The sequence below is a fragment of the Pseudomonas sp. 43(2021) genome (assembly GCF_017490805.1).
In the GTDB taxonomy this organism is placed as follows: domain Bacteria; phylum Pseudomonadota; class Gammaproteobacteria; order Pseudomonadales; family Pseudomonadaceae; genus Aquipseudomonas.
In genome coordinates this window covers 40,436-54,004 of the sequence record NZ_JAFGYJ010000033.1, presented here as the reverse complement: position 1 = coordinate 54,004, position 13,569 = coordinate 40,436, and the positions used below count along the sequence as shown (strand labels likewise).

At 64.6% G+C, this 13,569-nt stretch carries 16 protein-coding genes; 5 read left to right on the top strand and 11 right to left on the bottom strand.

Annotation, left to right across the window (positions count from 1 at the left end; genetic code table 11):
- Positions 1-91, top strand: a 91-nt coding sequence (locus J5M71_RS23260; protein ID WP_156327459.1) for an IS3 family transposase, incomplete at its 5' end; no start/stop codon positions are given.
- A 106-nt stretch (positions 92-197) separates the two neighbouring features.
- On the opposite strand, the gene J5M71_RS23255 is transcribed toward J5M71_RS23260, so the two are convergent.
- Positions 198-701, bottom strand: coding sequence for a DUF523 domain-containing protein (locus J5M71_RS23255; protein WP_207837511.1), 504 nt, complete (start codon positions 699-701; stop codon positions 198-200).
- Positions 688-1,320 carry a 2OG-Fe(II) oxygenase gene (locus tag J5M71_RS23250; RefSeq protein WP_207837517.1) on the bottom strand — a complete coding sequence of 211 codons (633 nt, stop codon included), beginning with the start codon at positions 1,318-1,320 and terminating at the stop codon, positions 688-690. The genes J5M71_RS23255 and J5M71_RS23250 overlap by 14 nt, the downstream gene beginning before the upstream one ends.
- A gap of 113 nt (positions 1,321-1,433) precedes the next feature.
- Between J5M71_RS23250 and J5M71_RS23245 the strand changes: the two genes are divergently transcribed.
- Positions 1,434-2,186 (top strand): DUF2059 domain-containing protein, encoded by a 753-nt coding sequence (locus J5M71_RS23245; protein WP_063912124.1) that lies wholly within the window; start codon positions 1,434-1,436, stop codon positions 2,184-2,186.
- Here the strand turns inward: J5M71_RS23245 and J5M71_RS23240 are convergent, their stop codons facing one another.
- Positions 2,187-3,113: an alpha/beta hydrolase gene (locus J5M71_RS23240; RefSeq protein ID WP_207837508.1), complete on the bottom strand. Its 927-nt coding sequence runs from the start codon at positions 3,111-3,113 to the stop codon at positions 2,187-2,189.
- A gap of 119 nt (positions 3,114-3,232) precedes the next feature.
- Here J5M71_RS23240 and J5M71_RS23235 point away from each other — a divergent pair, with 119 nt between their 5' ends.
- The gene (locus tag J5M71_RS23235; protein ID WP_207837506.1) at positions 3,233-3,802 is read left to right on the top strand and encodes a DUF6436 domain-containing protein; all 570 of its coding nucleotides are present in this window, start codon (positions 3,233-3,235) and stop codon (positions 3,800-3,802) included.
- On the opposite strand, the gene J5M71_RS23230 is transcribed toward J5M71_RS23235, so the two are convergent.
- Entirely contained in the window at positions 3,781-4,347 is a 567-nt protein-coding gene (locus J5M71_RS23230) for a sugar O-acetyltransferase (RefSeq protein WP_087499796.1), read from the bottom strand. The two genes, J5M71_RS23235 and J5M71_RS23230, sit on opposite strands and share 22 nt — an antisense overlap.
- Positions 4,348-4,433: 86 nt before the next feature.
- Here J5M71_RS23230 and J5M71_RS23225 point away from each other — a divergent pair, with 86 nt between their 5' ends.
- Positions 4,434-6,797: a penicillin acylase family protein gene (locus J5M71_RS23225; RefSeq protein ID WP_207837504.1), complete on the top strand. Its 2,364-nt coding sequence runs from the start codon at positions 4,434-4,436 to the stop codon at positions 6,795-6,797.
- Positions 6,798-6,860: 63 nt separating this feature from the next.
- The gene (locus J5M71_RS23220) at positions 6,861-7,679 is read left to right on the top strand and encodes an alpha/beta hydrolase (protein WP_207837502.1); all 819 of its coding nucleotides are present in this window, start codon (positions 6,861-6,863) and stop codon (positions 7,677-7,679) included.
- A 129-nt stretch (positions 7,680-7,808) separates the two neighbouring features.
- Here the strand turns inward: J5M71_RS23220 and J5M71_RS23215 are convergent, their stop codons facing one another.
- The 7 genes from J5M71_RS23215 to J5M71_RS23185 form a co-directional block, all read right to left on the bottom strand.
- Complete coding sequence (locus J5M71_RS23215; RefSeq protein WP_207837500.1) at positions 7,809-8,681, bottom strand: transporter substrate-binding domain-containing protein; 873 nt, start codon at positions 8,679-8,681, stop codon at positions 7,809-7,811.
- Positions 8,678-9,451, bottom strand: a complete 774-nt coding sequence (locus tag J5M71_RS23210; RefSeq protein ID WP_207837498.1) for an amino acid ABC transporter ATP-binding protein — start codon at positions 9,449-9,451, stop codon at positions 8,678-8,680. Before J5M71_RS23210 ends, J5M71_RS23215 begins: the two co-directional genes overlap by 4 nt.
- Positions 9,448-10,107, bottom strand: a complete 660-nt coding sequence (locus J5M71_RS23205) for an amino acid ABC transporter permease (protein WP_207837497.1) — start codon at positions 10,105-10,107, stop codon at positions 9,448-9,450. Before J5M71_RS23205 ends, J5M71_RS23210 begins: the two co-directional genes overlap by 4 nt.
- Positions 10,088-10,753 (bottom strand): amino acid ABC transporter permease, encoded by a 666-nt coding sequence (locus tag J5M71_RS23200; RefSeq protein ID WP_207837495.1) that lies wholly within the window; start codon positions 10,751-10,753, stop codon positions 10,088-10,090. Before J5M71_RS23200 ends, J5M71_RS23205 begins: the two co-directional genes overlap by 20 nt.
- 276 nt (positions 10,754-11,029) lie before the next feature.
- On the bottom strand, positions 11,030-11,815 hold the full coding sequence (locus J5M71_RS23195) for a MetQ/NlpA family ABC transporter substrate-binding protein (protein WP_063912133.1): 786 nt from the start codon (positions 11,813-11,815) through the stop codon (positions 11,030-11,032).
- Between the two features lie 175 nt (positions 11,816-11,990).
- Positions 11,991-12,821, bottom strand: coding sequence for a sigma 54-interacting transcriptional regulator (locus J5M71_RS23190; RefSeq protein ID WP_207837492.1), 831 nt, complete (start codon positions 12,819-12,821; stop codon positions 11,991-11,993).
- A gap of 64 nt (positions 12,822-12,885) precedes the next feature.
- Positions 12,886-13,467, bottom strand: a complete 582-nt coding sequence (locus tag J5M71_RS23185) for an alpha/beta hydrolase (protein ID WP_207837490.1) — start codon at positions 13,465-13,467, stop codon at positions 12,886-12,888.
- Positions 13,468-13,569 lie beyond the last annotated feature (102 nt).

Below are 13,569 nucleotides of genomic sequence, written 5' to 3'. Positions count from 1 at the left end.
ATACATCGATTACTACAACCATGATCGAATCAAGATGGGGCTGGCCGGCCTGAGTCCCGTGGCATACAGGAATCAGGCCGCAGCAGCCTAATCAAAGATTGTCCAACAAATGGGGCGCACCTCAGGGACATCACAAGCCTTGAGGGCTGTGGAGAACCTGTGGGAGCGGGTTCACCCGCGAAGAGGCCGGTACAGGCTTAAGCTGAAAGCCCAGCCAGCGCCTGCTGTGCCTCGTCCAGCTCCAGCTCGCTGAACACCAGCACCCCCGCCCGCCGCAGCAATGCCGTGGTCACCCCTTCCCCCGCCACCTTCACACCAGTGAACGTGCCGTCATAGGTCAACCGGTTGCCACACGAAGGGCTACCCGCCTTCAGCACCGCCACGCGAATGCCGTGCCGGCGCACCAGCTCCAGCGCCCGTTGCGCCCCGGCCAGGAACTCGGCGCTGACATCCTCGCCCGTCACCGTCAGCACCTGCGCGCCACCGTCGAGCACCTCACCACCCTGCCCGCCCGGTATCTCTGCCGGCGGCCGTGGTGTCGGCAAGCCACCGGCCACTTCCGGGCACAACGGCACCACGCGCCCTTCGGCCTGCCAATGCTGCAAAAGGTCGGGGTGGCCACTGGCGCGGCCGTCATAGCGCACTGGCTGCCCCAGCAGGCAGGCGCTGACCAGCACCTTGGGCAGGTCAGAACAGGTCATTGCCACGGCGCCGGAACCACCCGGTCAACGAAAGCCGCTCACGCCCGGCCGGCAGCACCTCATGGGGCACCTCGCCCGACAGGAACACTACCAGGCAGCCAGCCACCGGCTCGACATCATGCTCGACACCGTCCGCCAGGAACATGCGCAACTGGCCACCGTCCTGCGGCTGCCAGTCTTCATTCAGGTACAGCACCGCCGACACCATGCGCCGGTCATCGTCACGGAAGCGGTCCAGATGCCGGCGATAGAATGCCCCCGGTGGGTACAGGGCAAAATGGCACTCGAAATCCTCCAGGCCGAGGAACAGGCCCCGGTTGATGGCCTGGCGCAGTTGGTCCATGGCGGCCAGGTACTGGTCGCAGGCCTCGGCCTGGCCGGGGTCGATCCACTGGATCTGGTCGCCGCGGATGGCCTCGCGTACCTCCTGGGCAGCACCGCGCCCAACCCCCGCGGGGTTGAGTTCGCCTTCGGCATCACGGCGCCGGCACTCGGCCGCCAGCGCGCGCACCAGGTCGGCAGGCAGAAACAGCGCCTGCTGGGACCAGCCATGGGTGGCCAGATCGTCGACGACGGCCGCAAGCATCGGGTGTTCAGGGGAGATGTGCATGGCGCGCATCATATCCATTAGCCATGCCGGCGCACAGCGCCACTTGGCCGAGAAGCTCGCGGATATCTCGACAAACCGGCGCCCGGCCAAGGACAATAGCCACCTGCCGACAGGAGTCCTGAATGCGCCGTCTGTTTTCCCTGATTCTGCTGATGATCTGCACCGTGCCTGTCTGGGCAGACAACCTGGATCAACTGTACAAGGCCGCCGGCTGGCCCGACCAGCGCGCCCATTTCAACGATGCCCTGACCGCCGCCCAGGAACGCTACCGCAACAGTTTGCCACCCGCCGTGTACCAGGCGCTGGTCAACAACAGCAACCAGCGTTTCCAGGCCCAGGCGGTGGACCGGCGCGCCCAGGCGCAGCTGCGCGCAACCTTGGCCAACCCGGCACCGGCGCTGGCCTTTTTCCGCTCGCCGCTGGGCCGCAAGGTGGTAGCCGCCGAGCTCAAGGCCACACGCAAGGATGAACTGGCCAGGAATGCCAAGGGCCTGCCGAAAATCCAGGCCAGCGACGACCGCCTGCTGATCATCGGCCACCTGGCCCAGGCTCTGCCGGCGCGCGAAGCCGGCGCCGAAGTGAGCCTGGCCATCGCTGGAGTGGCGGCCGATAGCCTCAGCTCGATGATCCCCGGCCTGTTCGGCAGCGGCCAGGCCCAGGGCCTGCTCGACGGCCAGCGCCAACGCCTGATGAACCAGATCGGCGAAGACCTCAACAACACCTTGCTGTATGTCTACCGTGACCTGTCCGATGCCGAGCTGGAAGAGTTCGCCACCTTTGCCGAGTCGCCAGATGGCAAGGCTTACTACCAGGCCGCCCTGGCCGCAGTGCGCGCAGGCCTGGCGGTTGGCCAGAGCACCAACGACCTGAAGTGATCAGCCCAGGCGCTGGTCGATGAAGTCGAAGTAGCGCTGGCGAATGCCCGGTAGCTCGTTGGCCAGGTGGTGACGGGCCTCAGGCAGCATCAATATCTGTGGCTCGGCAAACTTGGCCTTGAGTACTTCAAGGTTGTACGGCCAGTCCACTGTGCCATCCGCCTCTCCTTGCACGATCAACGGCCGCCGCGTACTGCGCGGCGCGGCCTCGATGCGCTTGACCCAGGCAATCAAGGCGCCCACCCAGGCCGTTGGCAGGCGGCGCGGTTGCAGCGGGTCGGCTTCCAGAAACGGCAGAAAGGCCGGGTCATTGGTGTTCTCACTGAAACGCCGTTCGATGCCGTTCACGAAGTGACGCAGCACGCGATAGCTCAGCTTCGACCAGCGCCAGGCACAGGGCCGCACCAGCGGTGCCAACAGGATGACCTGGCCATCGATGGGGCTGCGCGCGCCCTGGTTCAACAGGTGGTCCACGGCGATGGCGCCACCGGTGCTTTGCCCGCACAAGTGCCAGGGGCGCGGCAGTTGCAGCGTGCGCGCCTGTTCGAACAATGCCTCCAGCACCTGCTGGTACACCGCGAAATCACTGATGCTGGCCCGCTCGCCGCTGGACAGACCGTGGCCGGGCAGGTCGCAGCTGATCACGGCGAAACCCTGTTTGAGCGCCCAATCGATCACATGCCGGTAGAGGCCCATATGGTCGTAATAGCCGTGCAGCAGGAACAGCGTCGCGGTCGGCTGTTCGGGTAGCCAGACCTGCCCGACCAGGTCGAACCCGGCAGCCTGAAAGCCACCCAGCCAGCTATGTGCCGGCAGGTTCAGGCCATAGAAGCGCTGATAGTCCTGCGCCTGCGCCGACAACGGCTGGCGAGCGGTCAGCGGCGCCAGGCTGGTGCGCAGGAGGTCAGGGTGAAAGGCAGCGGGCATCGGGTACATCCACAGTGAAGCAAGTATTGATCTGGGATATTCAGCTCTGGCTGGCGTCGTGGCAAGCTTGCTCACCTTCGAACCACCAGCACCGCTCCTACAGGGACCGCGGAAACTTCATGAAGACTCGGCTCATCAAACCGCTGTGCACGGCAATCACCCTTCTGGTCGGCGTGACCATCCTCTGGCAGGCCTACACCACCTTCCAGGCCCGCTACCTGCGACCGTTCGACAACCAGGCGACGCTGTTCGATGGTAGCCAGCTGCGACTGCCCACCGAACTGGCTGGCCCCGGCCCGATCCGGGTAGTGCATTTCTGGGACCCGGCCTGCCCGTGCAACGTCGGCAACCAGCAGCACCTGGGCGACCTGGTCAGCCAGTTCGCCAGCCAGGGCGTGATCTTCCACGTGCTGCAAAAGCCCGGCAGCCACGGCCAACTGCCCGCCAACCTCACCGCCCTCAAGCCACTCGCCGGCCTGCCCGGCAGCGAACACCTGCCCGCCTCCCCGGCGGTGGCTATCTGGGACCGGCAAGGCCACCTCGCCTACTTCGGCCCCTACAGTGAAGGCGCGGTGTGCAACGCCAGCAACAGCTTCGTCGAACCGATCCTCAAGGCGCTGCTCGACGGCCGCCAGGTGAGCGCCTCCAATACCCTGGCGGTGGGCTGCTACTGCTCTTGGGCCGGCTGACGCACCCGAGCCGGGTTGCCCACGACTACCGCGCCCGCCGGCACGTCACGGGTGACCACGCTACCGGCACCCACCACGGCGTTGTCACCGATGGTCACCCCCGGCAGGATGATCGCCGCGCCGCCGATCCACACGTTGTTGCCGATGGTCACCGGCCGACCGCTCTCCAGCCCGGTGCGGCGCACCTCGGGGTCGAGCGGGTGGTCGGCGGTATAGATCTGCACGTTGGGGCCGATCTGGCAGTCGTCACCGATACGCACCGGCAGCACGTCGAGGATCACGCAGCTGAAATTCATGAAGGTATTGCGGCCGACGCTGATGTTGTAGCCATAGTCGCAATAGAACGGCGGGCGGATCACCGCGCCTTCACCGACCTGGCCAAAGTGCTCTAGCAGCAGCCCGTGACGTGCGTCGTTGAGCAACTCGACACTGCTGTTGTAGCGGTGCATCCAGTGCTTGTTGGCGATCTGCTCGGCCTGCAGCTCGGGGCAGCCAGCGTGATAGAGCTGGCCTGTAAGCATTTTCTGTTTTTCGCTAAGGGACATGGAAACTCCTTCCTGGGGCTATGCTCTGTTCGCGAATCCGCCGATCATCGGACCACATTTTTCGCTTGAACGCACAAGGAGCCTGCATGAAGCGCAGCCTGACCCTGTTGGCCGTGGTAGTTGCCGTGGCCGCCGGCGCCGGATACTGGTATGTGCAGGGCAAGCTGCCACAACGCGAGGGCGAGGTGGCCATCGCCGGCCTGCAGGCCCCGGTCAGCGTGCGCTACGACGCCCGCGGCGTACCGCACCTGCAGGCGCAGAGCGAACCGGACCTGTACCGTGCCCTCGGTTACGTGCATGCCCAGGACCGGCTGTTCCAGATGGAGATCCTGCGCCGCCTGGCCCGGGGCGAGCTGGCCGAGGTGCTGGGTGACAAGCTGCTGCCCACCGACACCCTGTTCCGCAGCTTGCGCATTCGCGAGCAGGCAGCACTGATGGCCAAGCGTCAGGACCGGCAAGCGCCCGCCTGGCAAGCCCTGCAGGCCTACCTTGAGGGGGTGAACAGCTGGCAGGCCAGCCACCCCAAGCCCATGGAGTTCGACCTGCTGGGCATCACTGCGCGCCCGTTCAGCGCCGAAGACACCCTGAGCATCGCCGGCTACCTTGCCTACAGCTTTGCCGCCGCGTTTCGCACCGAGCCCGCGCTGACCTACATTCGCGACCAGTTGGGCCCCGAGTACCTGAACATCTTCGATCTCGCCTGGCAGCCCGAGGGCGCCTTGGGTACACCGCTGGCCGCTGCCGACTGGCAAAGCCTGGAAGCCCTCGCCCGCCTCAGCCATGAAGCACTGGGTGACGCGGGCATCCCGCAATTCGAGGGCAGCAACGCCTGGGCCGTGGCCGGTAGCCGTACCCGCAGTGGCAAGCCACTGCTGGCCGGCGACCCGCACATCGGTTTCGCGGTGCCGGCGGTGTGGTACGAGGCCGAGCTGTCGGCGCCCGGTTTCAACCTGTATGGCTACTTCCAGGCGCTCAACCCGTTCGCCCTGCTCGGCCACAACCGCGACTTTGGCTGGAGCCTGACCATGTTCCAGAACGACGACGTCGACCTGATCGCCGAACGCACCAACCCGGCCGACGCCAACCAGGTGATGGTCGATGGCAAATGGCAGGCGTTGGAGAAGACCGAGCAGCAGATCGCCGTCAAAGGCGAAGCACCGGTCACCCTCAGCCTGCGCCGCTCGCCCCACGGCCCGATCGTCAACGACGTGCTGGGCGCCACCGCCGGGCCCACGCCTATCGCCATGTGGTGGGCGTTCCTGGAAACCGAAAACCCGATTCTCGACGGTTTCTACCAGCTCAACCGCGCCAATACCCTGGGCAAGATGCGCGAGGCCGCGGCCAAGGTGCATGCGCCGGGGCTGAACCTGGTCTGGGCCAATGCCCGTGGCGATATCGGCTGGTGGGCGGCGGCGCAGTTGCCGATCCGCCCCGACGGCGTCGATCCCGCGTTCATCCTCGACGGTGGCAGTGCGCAGGCCGACAAGCTCGGCTTCTATCCATTCAGCGTCAACCCGCAACAGGAGAACCCGGCGCGCGGCTACATTGTCTCGGCCAACTACCAGCCGCCGGCGGTGGTGCCGGTACCGGGCTATTACAACCTGCCGGACCGTGGCCGCCAGCTCGACCGCCACCTGGCCGACCCCGAGGTGAAGTGGGACACCCAAAACAGCCAGGCGCTGCAACTGGACACTGCCAGCGACCATGGCCCGCGCACCCTTGCACCACTGCTGGCAACGCTACGTGCAGTGGCCGAAGGTGACGAAGAGAAAGAGCTGGTCGAGCAACTGGCAGCCTGGGGCGGCGACTACCCGCTCGACTCTACCAGCGCCACACTGTTCAACCAGTTCCTCTACGAACTGGCATTCGCGGCCCTGCATGACGAACTGGGCGACACCTGGTTCCCGGTGCTGATCAGCACCCGCGCCATCGACGCCGCCCTGCCGCGCCTGGCGGCGGATGCCGATTCGCCCTGGTGGAGCACTCGCGGAGGCAACCAGCGCACCGACCGTACCGCCGTGGTACGCACGGCGTGGCAGAACAGCTTGAAGCACCTGCGGGAGACTGTGGGCAGTGACCCGGCCAGCTGGCAGTGGGGCAAAGCGCATACCCTGACCCACAACCACCCGCTGGGGGTCAAAAAGCCGCTGAACCTGCTGTTCAACGTCGGCCCGTTCGCTGCACCGGGCACCCATGAAGTGCCGAACAACCTCTCGGCGAAAATCGGCCCGGCGCCATGGCCGGTGACCTATGGGCCGTCGACTCGGCGGCTGGTCGACTTTGCCGATGCCGGGCAGGCGCTGACCAGCAACCCGGTCGGCCAGAGTGGTGTGCCGTTCGACAGGCATTTTGCGGATCAGGCCGAAGGGTATGTGCAGGGGCAGTACCAGAAGGCGCAGATGGGGGTGATTCCGGCGCAGAGTACCTTGCGTCTGGTGCCAGTACCGTAGGGCTGCAAAGCGGCCCTCGACAATTTCGAATACCCTACAGCACTCCCGGCCGAGACCCATTCCATGCAAAGACACTTCATCGAAATCGACGGCGCCCGCATGAGCTACATCGACCAGGGCCAGGGTTTCCCGGTCCTGCTCGGCCACAGCTACCTGTGGTCCGCCGAGATGTGGCAGCCACAAATCGAGGCCTTGTCAGCACACTTCCGCGTCATCGTCCCCGAACTGTGGGGCCACGGCGGCTCCGATGCTCCGCCTGCCACGACCATCGACATGAGCGCCCTGGCCCGCCAGCATCTGGCACTGCTGGACGCCCTGGACATTGGCAAATGCCATTTGGTCGGCCTGTCGGTCGGCGGCATGTGGGGCGCGCAACTGGCCCTGGAACACCCCGAGCGGGTAGACCGCCTGGTGCTGATGGACACTTACCTCGGCGCCGAGCCGGAGGCGACCCGGCTCAAGTACTTCGGCCTGCTCGACGCCGCCAGTGCTGCGGGGCTGTTCCCGGAGCCATTGTTGGATATCGTCGTGCCGATCTTCTTCCATGCAGGCGGGCAGACTGTGCCGGAAGTGCGCGAAGGCTTCCGCGCAGCATTGAAGGCGAACAGCGCCGAGGTGATTCGGCACAGTCTCGATCCGATGGGGCGGGTGATCTTTGGCCGGCCAGACCTGTTGTCACGGCTGGGAGAACTGGCCAGTGAGCGGACCATCGTTGTCTGTGGCGACCAGGACATCCCACGGCCGCCGGAAGAGTCCAATGAAATGGCACGGATCATTGGCTGCCTGGCGGCGCAGATTCCGTTTGCGGGGCATATCTCCAGCCTGGAGAACCCGCGGGTGGTGAATGAATTCCTGTTGAACTGGCTGCCGCGCAACCAGTGATATTGCCGGGGCTGCCTTGCAGCCCTTGTGGGAGCGGGTTCACCCGCGAAGCAGGCAACTCGGTGTATGACACCGGCTTTGCCGGTGTTCGCGGGTGAACCCGCTCCCACAACGGCCCCATTTACCCGACTAACCCTGCCACTTGCCCCCTTCCACAATCACGCTTTCCGGCTTGGTGTCATCGCTCAGTTCCTTGCGTACATACTGGTCATACAGCTTCAGCAGAAACTTCTCCTCCCCCAGCTTGGCCAGCTCGGCATTCACCCAGTCACGCAGCTCGGTGTTGCCCTTCTTCACCGCCGGTGCAATCGGGGCTTCTTCACCCAGCAGCTCAGGCAGCACGCGGTAGCCCGGGTTCTGCTTGGCCCAGCTGAACAGAATCAGGTTGTCCTGTGCATAGGCATCGCCACGGCCGGTGGCCAGCGCTTGCAGCGACTCGCTGTTCTTCTCGAACTTGAGCAGTTTCCAGTCCGGATGGTTCTTGGTCAGCCAGATATCAGCGGTAGTGCCGGTGGTGACGATGATGGTCTTGTCGGCCAGGTCGTCGAGCTTCTGCACCGGGCTGCCATCCGCGACGATGGCCTGCACGGCAACGCGCAGGTTGGGGTTGGTGAAGTCCACCGCTTCCTTGCGCTCCGGGGTCACGGTCATGTTGGCGAGGATCAGGTCGACCTTGTCGCTCTGCAGGAACGGGATACGGCTGGCCGGCTCCACGGCAACGAACTCGACCTTGTTTTCATCGCCCAGCAGGTCCTTGGCCAGGCGCCGGCCGATGTCGGTATCAAAGCCCACGTAGCGGCCCTTTTCATCGACGAAACCGAACGGTGGCTTGTCGGTGAACACCCCGACGATCAGCTTGTCACGGGCCTTGATGGTTTCCAGGTAGCTGGTGGACGGCGAGGCCGCCGCGGGCTTGGGTGGTTCTTCAGCCTTGTTGCAGCCGGCCAGCAGGGCCAGGCCGAACAGCGGCACCAGCAGTTTGGTGAGGTTGGCAGTTTTCATGACAGTTCCTTGTGCAGTGTCTTCGGCAGGCTTTCTACGAAGGAGAATTTCTCCAGGAACTGCTGCGCGCGTGCGGTCCGCGGTCGGGTGAAGAAGCTCTCGGGGTCACCCTGTTCAAGGACCCTGCCGGCCTCCATGAACACGATGCGGTCGGCCACCGCGCGAGCGAAGGCCATTTCGTGGGTAACGATGAGCAAGGTCATACCGTCGCGGGCCAGGCCCTGGATCACCTGCAGCACCTCCTTGACCATTTCCGGGTCGAGGGCCGCGGTAACCTCGTCGAACAGCATCACCTCGGGGTTCATGCACAGCGAGCGCACGATGGCGATGCGCTGTTGCTGGCCCCCGGACAACTGCCGGGGAAAGGCGTCGCGCTTGTCCAGCAGGCCGACCCGCGCCAACAGCGCCTCGGCCTGGGCCTGCGCTTCGGCGCGCTCGCGCTTTTGCACCTTGAGCGGGCCAAGCAGCAGGTTGTCGATCACGCTCATGTGGCCGAACAGGTGATAGCTCTGGAACACCATGCCGACCCGCTGACGGATTTCGCGCCAATCGGTGCGCGGGTCGAGCAGCTCCTGCCCGGCCAGGCGCAAGTGGCCGCCGTGGGCCTGCTCCAGGCCGTTGAGGCAGCGCAGCAGCGTGCTTTTGCCACAGCCGCTGGGGCCGAGAATGACTACCACCTCGCCGGCCGCCACCTGGAGGTCGACGTCCTTGAGCACCTGGTGCTCGCCAAAGAACTTGTTGAAACCCTGGAATTCGATCAATGCGCTCATGAGTGGGCCCAGCGGCGTTCCAGCACGCGTGAAGCGGCGGACAGCGGATAACAGACGATGAAGAAGAACAGGAACAAGGCACCGTAGATCAGCACCGACTCGTAGGTGCGTTCGATGATCTGCTGGCCGGCCTTGATCACCTCGACCACGCCGATCAGCACCGCCAGCGAGCTGGTCTTGATGATTCGCGTGTAGATGTTGATGGTCGGCGGGGTCATGCGCTTGAGCGCCTGTGGCAACAGCACGTAGCCAAACAGCTGCCAGCCGGCCAGGCCGATCGACAGCCCCGCCTCGCGCTGGCCGCGCGGCAGCGAACGCAGTGCGCCTCGCACCACCTCACCCACCTCGCTGGCGCCCCACAGGCCCAGCACCAGCACCGCGCACCAGAAGCTGGGGATGCTCAGGGCAAAGAAGATCGGCAGGCCGAAGAACACCAGGTACAGCCAGACCAGCACCGGGATGGCACGGAACAGTTCCAGGTACACCTGCAAGGCGATATTCAGGGCCCGGTTGCCCAAGGTTGCCAACACACCATAAAGCACACCGCCCAGCGTCGCGAAGAGGATGCCCAGCGCGGAGATGGCCAGGGTCTGCGCCGCACCGCCTGCCAGCTGCGGCAACGCCTGCAACAGCAGTTCAGACGCCGAACTGGGCATGTTGCAGCCTCCTTTCGACATGGCGCAGCAGCAACGACAGCGGCAGGAACAGCAGCACGCAGAGCAGGGTCAGCACGGTGAGCATTTCATAGGTCTTGTAGTACAGCGCGATGTAGTTCTTGGTGGTGTAGAGGATTTCCGGCACGGCCACCGCCGACACCACGGTGGTTTCCTTGAGCAGGAAGATAAAGTTGGCGAACAGCGCCGGCAGGCTGAGGATGCCAGCCTGCGGCAGCACCACGTGGCGCAACAGCTGGCCTTCGGACAGGCCGATGGAGCGCCCGGACTCCAGCTGGGCACGGGGCACGGCCTCGACGCCGGCACGCAGCACTTCGGTCAGGTAGGCACCGCCCATGAAAGTCATGGTGATGATTGCCGCGGCAAAGCCGGAAATCTTCAGGCCCAGGCTGGGCAAGGCGAAGTAGACGAAGAACAGCTGGATCAGCAGCGGCGTGTTGCGCGCCAGCTCCACGTAGGCTTTTACCAGGCGCCACAGGTACGGGGTGCGCAATACCAGCAGTGTGGCGTTGACCAGGGCGACCAGCAGCGAGGTGGCGATGGCGATCAGGCCGACCTGCAGGGTCACGCCCACTGCCTTGAGGAAGGCGGGCAGCGTGCTGAGGATGAATGCGGTGTCGAGGGTCATGGGTAAAGCAGGTCTGCAGGGTGCGCGTGGGCACGATAGATAGACTCTAATGATCTAAAAACTTTTTAGTAAATACCTTTATAGAATATTCATATCACCGAGACGTCACGCAGTACCCTGTGGGAGCGGGCGCGCCCGCGAACACCGGCGTAGCCGGTGCCATCCACCGCGTCGCCTGCTTCGCGGGCGCGCCCGCTCCCACAGGGTCCTGCGCCCACAAGCAAAAACGCCGACACATGGTGTCGGCGTTGGGTCATGCAAGGTAATGCAAGCGCATCAGAACGCCGGCAGCACCGCACCCTGGTACTTCTTGGCGATGAATTCCTTCACTTGCGGGCTGGTCAGGGCCTTGGCCAGTTTCTGGATGGCTTCGCTGTCCTTGTTGTCCGGGCGGGCGACCAGGAAGTTCACGTATGGCGAGTCGCTGCCTTCGATCACCAGCGCGTCCTTGGCCGGGTTCAGGCCGGCTTCCAGAGCGTAGTTGGTGTTGATCATGTCCAGGTCGACCTGGTCCAGCACACGCGGCAGCATGGCCGACTCAAGCTCGCGGAACTTCAGCTTCTTCGGGTTCTCGGCGATGTCCTTGGGGGTGGCCAGGGCGTTCTTCGGATCCTTCAGGGTGATCAGGCCAGCCTTCTGCAACAACAGCAGGGCGCGGCCGCTGTTGCTGCCCTCGTTAGGGATGGCAACGGTGGCGCCTTCCTTCAGTTCGCTCAGGCTCTTGACCTTCTTCGAGTAACCACCGAAGGGTTCGACGTGCACGCCGATCACGGTATCCAGGTGGGTGCCCTTGCCTTCGTTGAAGTTCTGCAGGTACGGCAGGGTCTGGAAGTAGTTGGCGTCCAGGCGCTTCTGGTCAACCTGCACGTTCGGCTGCACGTAGTCGGTGAAGACCTTGATCTGCAGGTCCACACCTTCCTTGGCCAGGGTCGGCTTGATCAGCTCGAGGATTTCGGCGTGCGGTACCGGGGTGGCGGCAACTACCAGTTTCTCGGCGGCGGCAGCCAGGCCGGCGAACGACAGGGCAGCGGCCAGGGCAGTGGTCAGCAGGGTCTTCTTCATGGTGGTCCTTGTTCTGGTTCTGGGCCATCGACGATGGCGAATCGGGTGCCCAACCGGTTCACCAGCGGGCGTGAGGCGGACAATACCTAGATTTTTTATTCCGTAACAATATCTTTTATTTAGCTGCTTATTCCAAAAACAGACTGCCATCAGCCACTTTGCTTATGAGCCGTGTCTAGCGCGCGGGGTCGGGCAGGTCGAGGTCCTCGGCCAGGATCTCTTCGCCGTCATTCACCAGCAAGGCGAAGTGGATGACGTTCTCCAGTTCACGGGTGTTGCCGGGCCAGGGGTGCGCCTCCAGAACCTGCTGCGCCGCCTCGCTCACCAGCGGCACAGGCCGCTGCAGGCGCACGCTGTAGATGCCCACGAAGTACTCGGCCAACGGCAGGATATCGCCCGGCCGCTCGCGCAGCGGCGGCAGTTCCAGCGCCCCCTCGCGCAGGTACTGGTACAGGCGCTCGTTGAAACGCCCCGCACGCACCACCCGCGCCAGGTCGATACTGGTGGCGGCCACCAGGCGCACGTCCACTGGTTGCGGCTGTTGCGCGCCCACCCGGGTTACCTCGCGGTTTTCCAGGGCGGCCAGCAGCTTGCCCTGGATGGCCAGCGGCAAGTCGGCGATTTCGTCCAGGTACAACGTGCCGCCGTTTGCCGAGCCGAACCAGCCGGCACGGCTGCTGGCTGTACCGCCCTGGCTGCCGGCGCTGTAGCCGAACAGCTCGGCATCGGCATAGGTAGGGCTGATGCCTGCGCAGTTGACCGACACGAACAGCCCGCTGCGGTCGCTGGCCCGGTGGATCTGCCGGGCCAGCAGTTCCTTGCCGGTGCCGGTTTCGCCACGGATCAGCACCGGCAGGGGTTGCGGCGCCAGCTGCTCCAGCTCTGCGCGCAACTGCTGCGAACGCGGGTCGATGAACACCAGCGCCTTGGCGCGGATGCTCAACGGGCTCTTGTCCAGCTCGGGGAAGGTCAGCAAGGGCTGGCCAAAGGGGTTTTGAAAAGTCATGACGAACTCCCGCCCCAGGCCTGCAGTGGCCGGGCGTCAGGCAAACGGTAAACAGTAAGGGCGATCAGGCGCGGCGCAGTGCGCGCTGCTCGACCCGGCTTTGCAAGCGATACAGGTAGGCGAAGCCTTGTTCCCAGCGCTCATGGCCGGACTTGACGTTGATATGCCCGGCGTTGGTCAGCAGCCCTGCTTCGGCGCCCCATACCTGGGCCAGGTACAGCGCCCTTGGCACGCTCACGGCCGGGTCGTTGTCGGAGCTGACCACCTGGCTTGGGAACGGCAGTGCCTCGGTCGGGATCGGCGCGAAGTTGCGCAGGGCTGGCGCGCAGGTCGGCCGCTCTACATCAGCGGGTGCCACCAGTAGCGCGCCGCGTACACGCCGCAGCAGGGCCGGGCTGGCTTGCGCGGCCCAATGAGCGACGGTGATGCAACCCAGGCTGTGGGCGATCAGAATCACCGGCGAGCGCTCGGCGGCAATCGCCTGCTCCAGCGCTTGCACCCAGTCCCGGCGTTGCGGGGTCAGCCAGTCGTGCTGCTCGACCCGGGCACTGTTGGGCAGGGTGCGCTGCCAGTGACTCTGCCAATGGTTGTCTGGCGATCCTTGCCAGCCCGGCACAATCAGGTAGCGAATCGACTCATTGCGCATGGGGACGCCTCCAGTGAGTTTGCGTGCTTGGAGACAAGTATAGAGAGGGAGTTATATCAGTAAAGGAATAAGAAGCTATTTGTTAATAACTAAAATGCAATC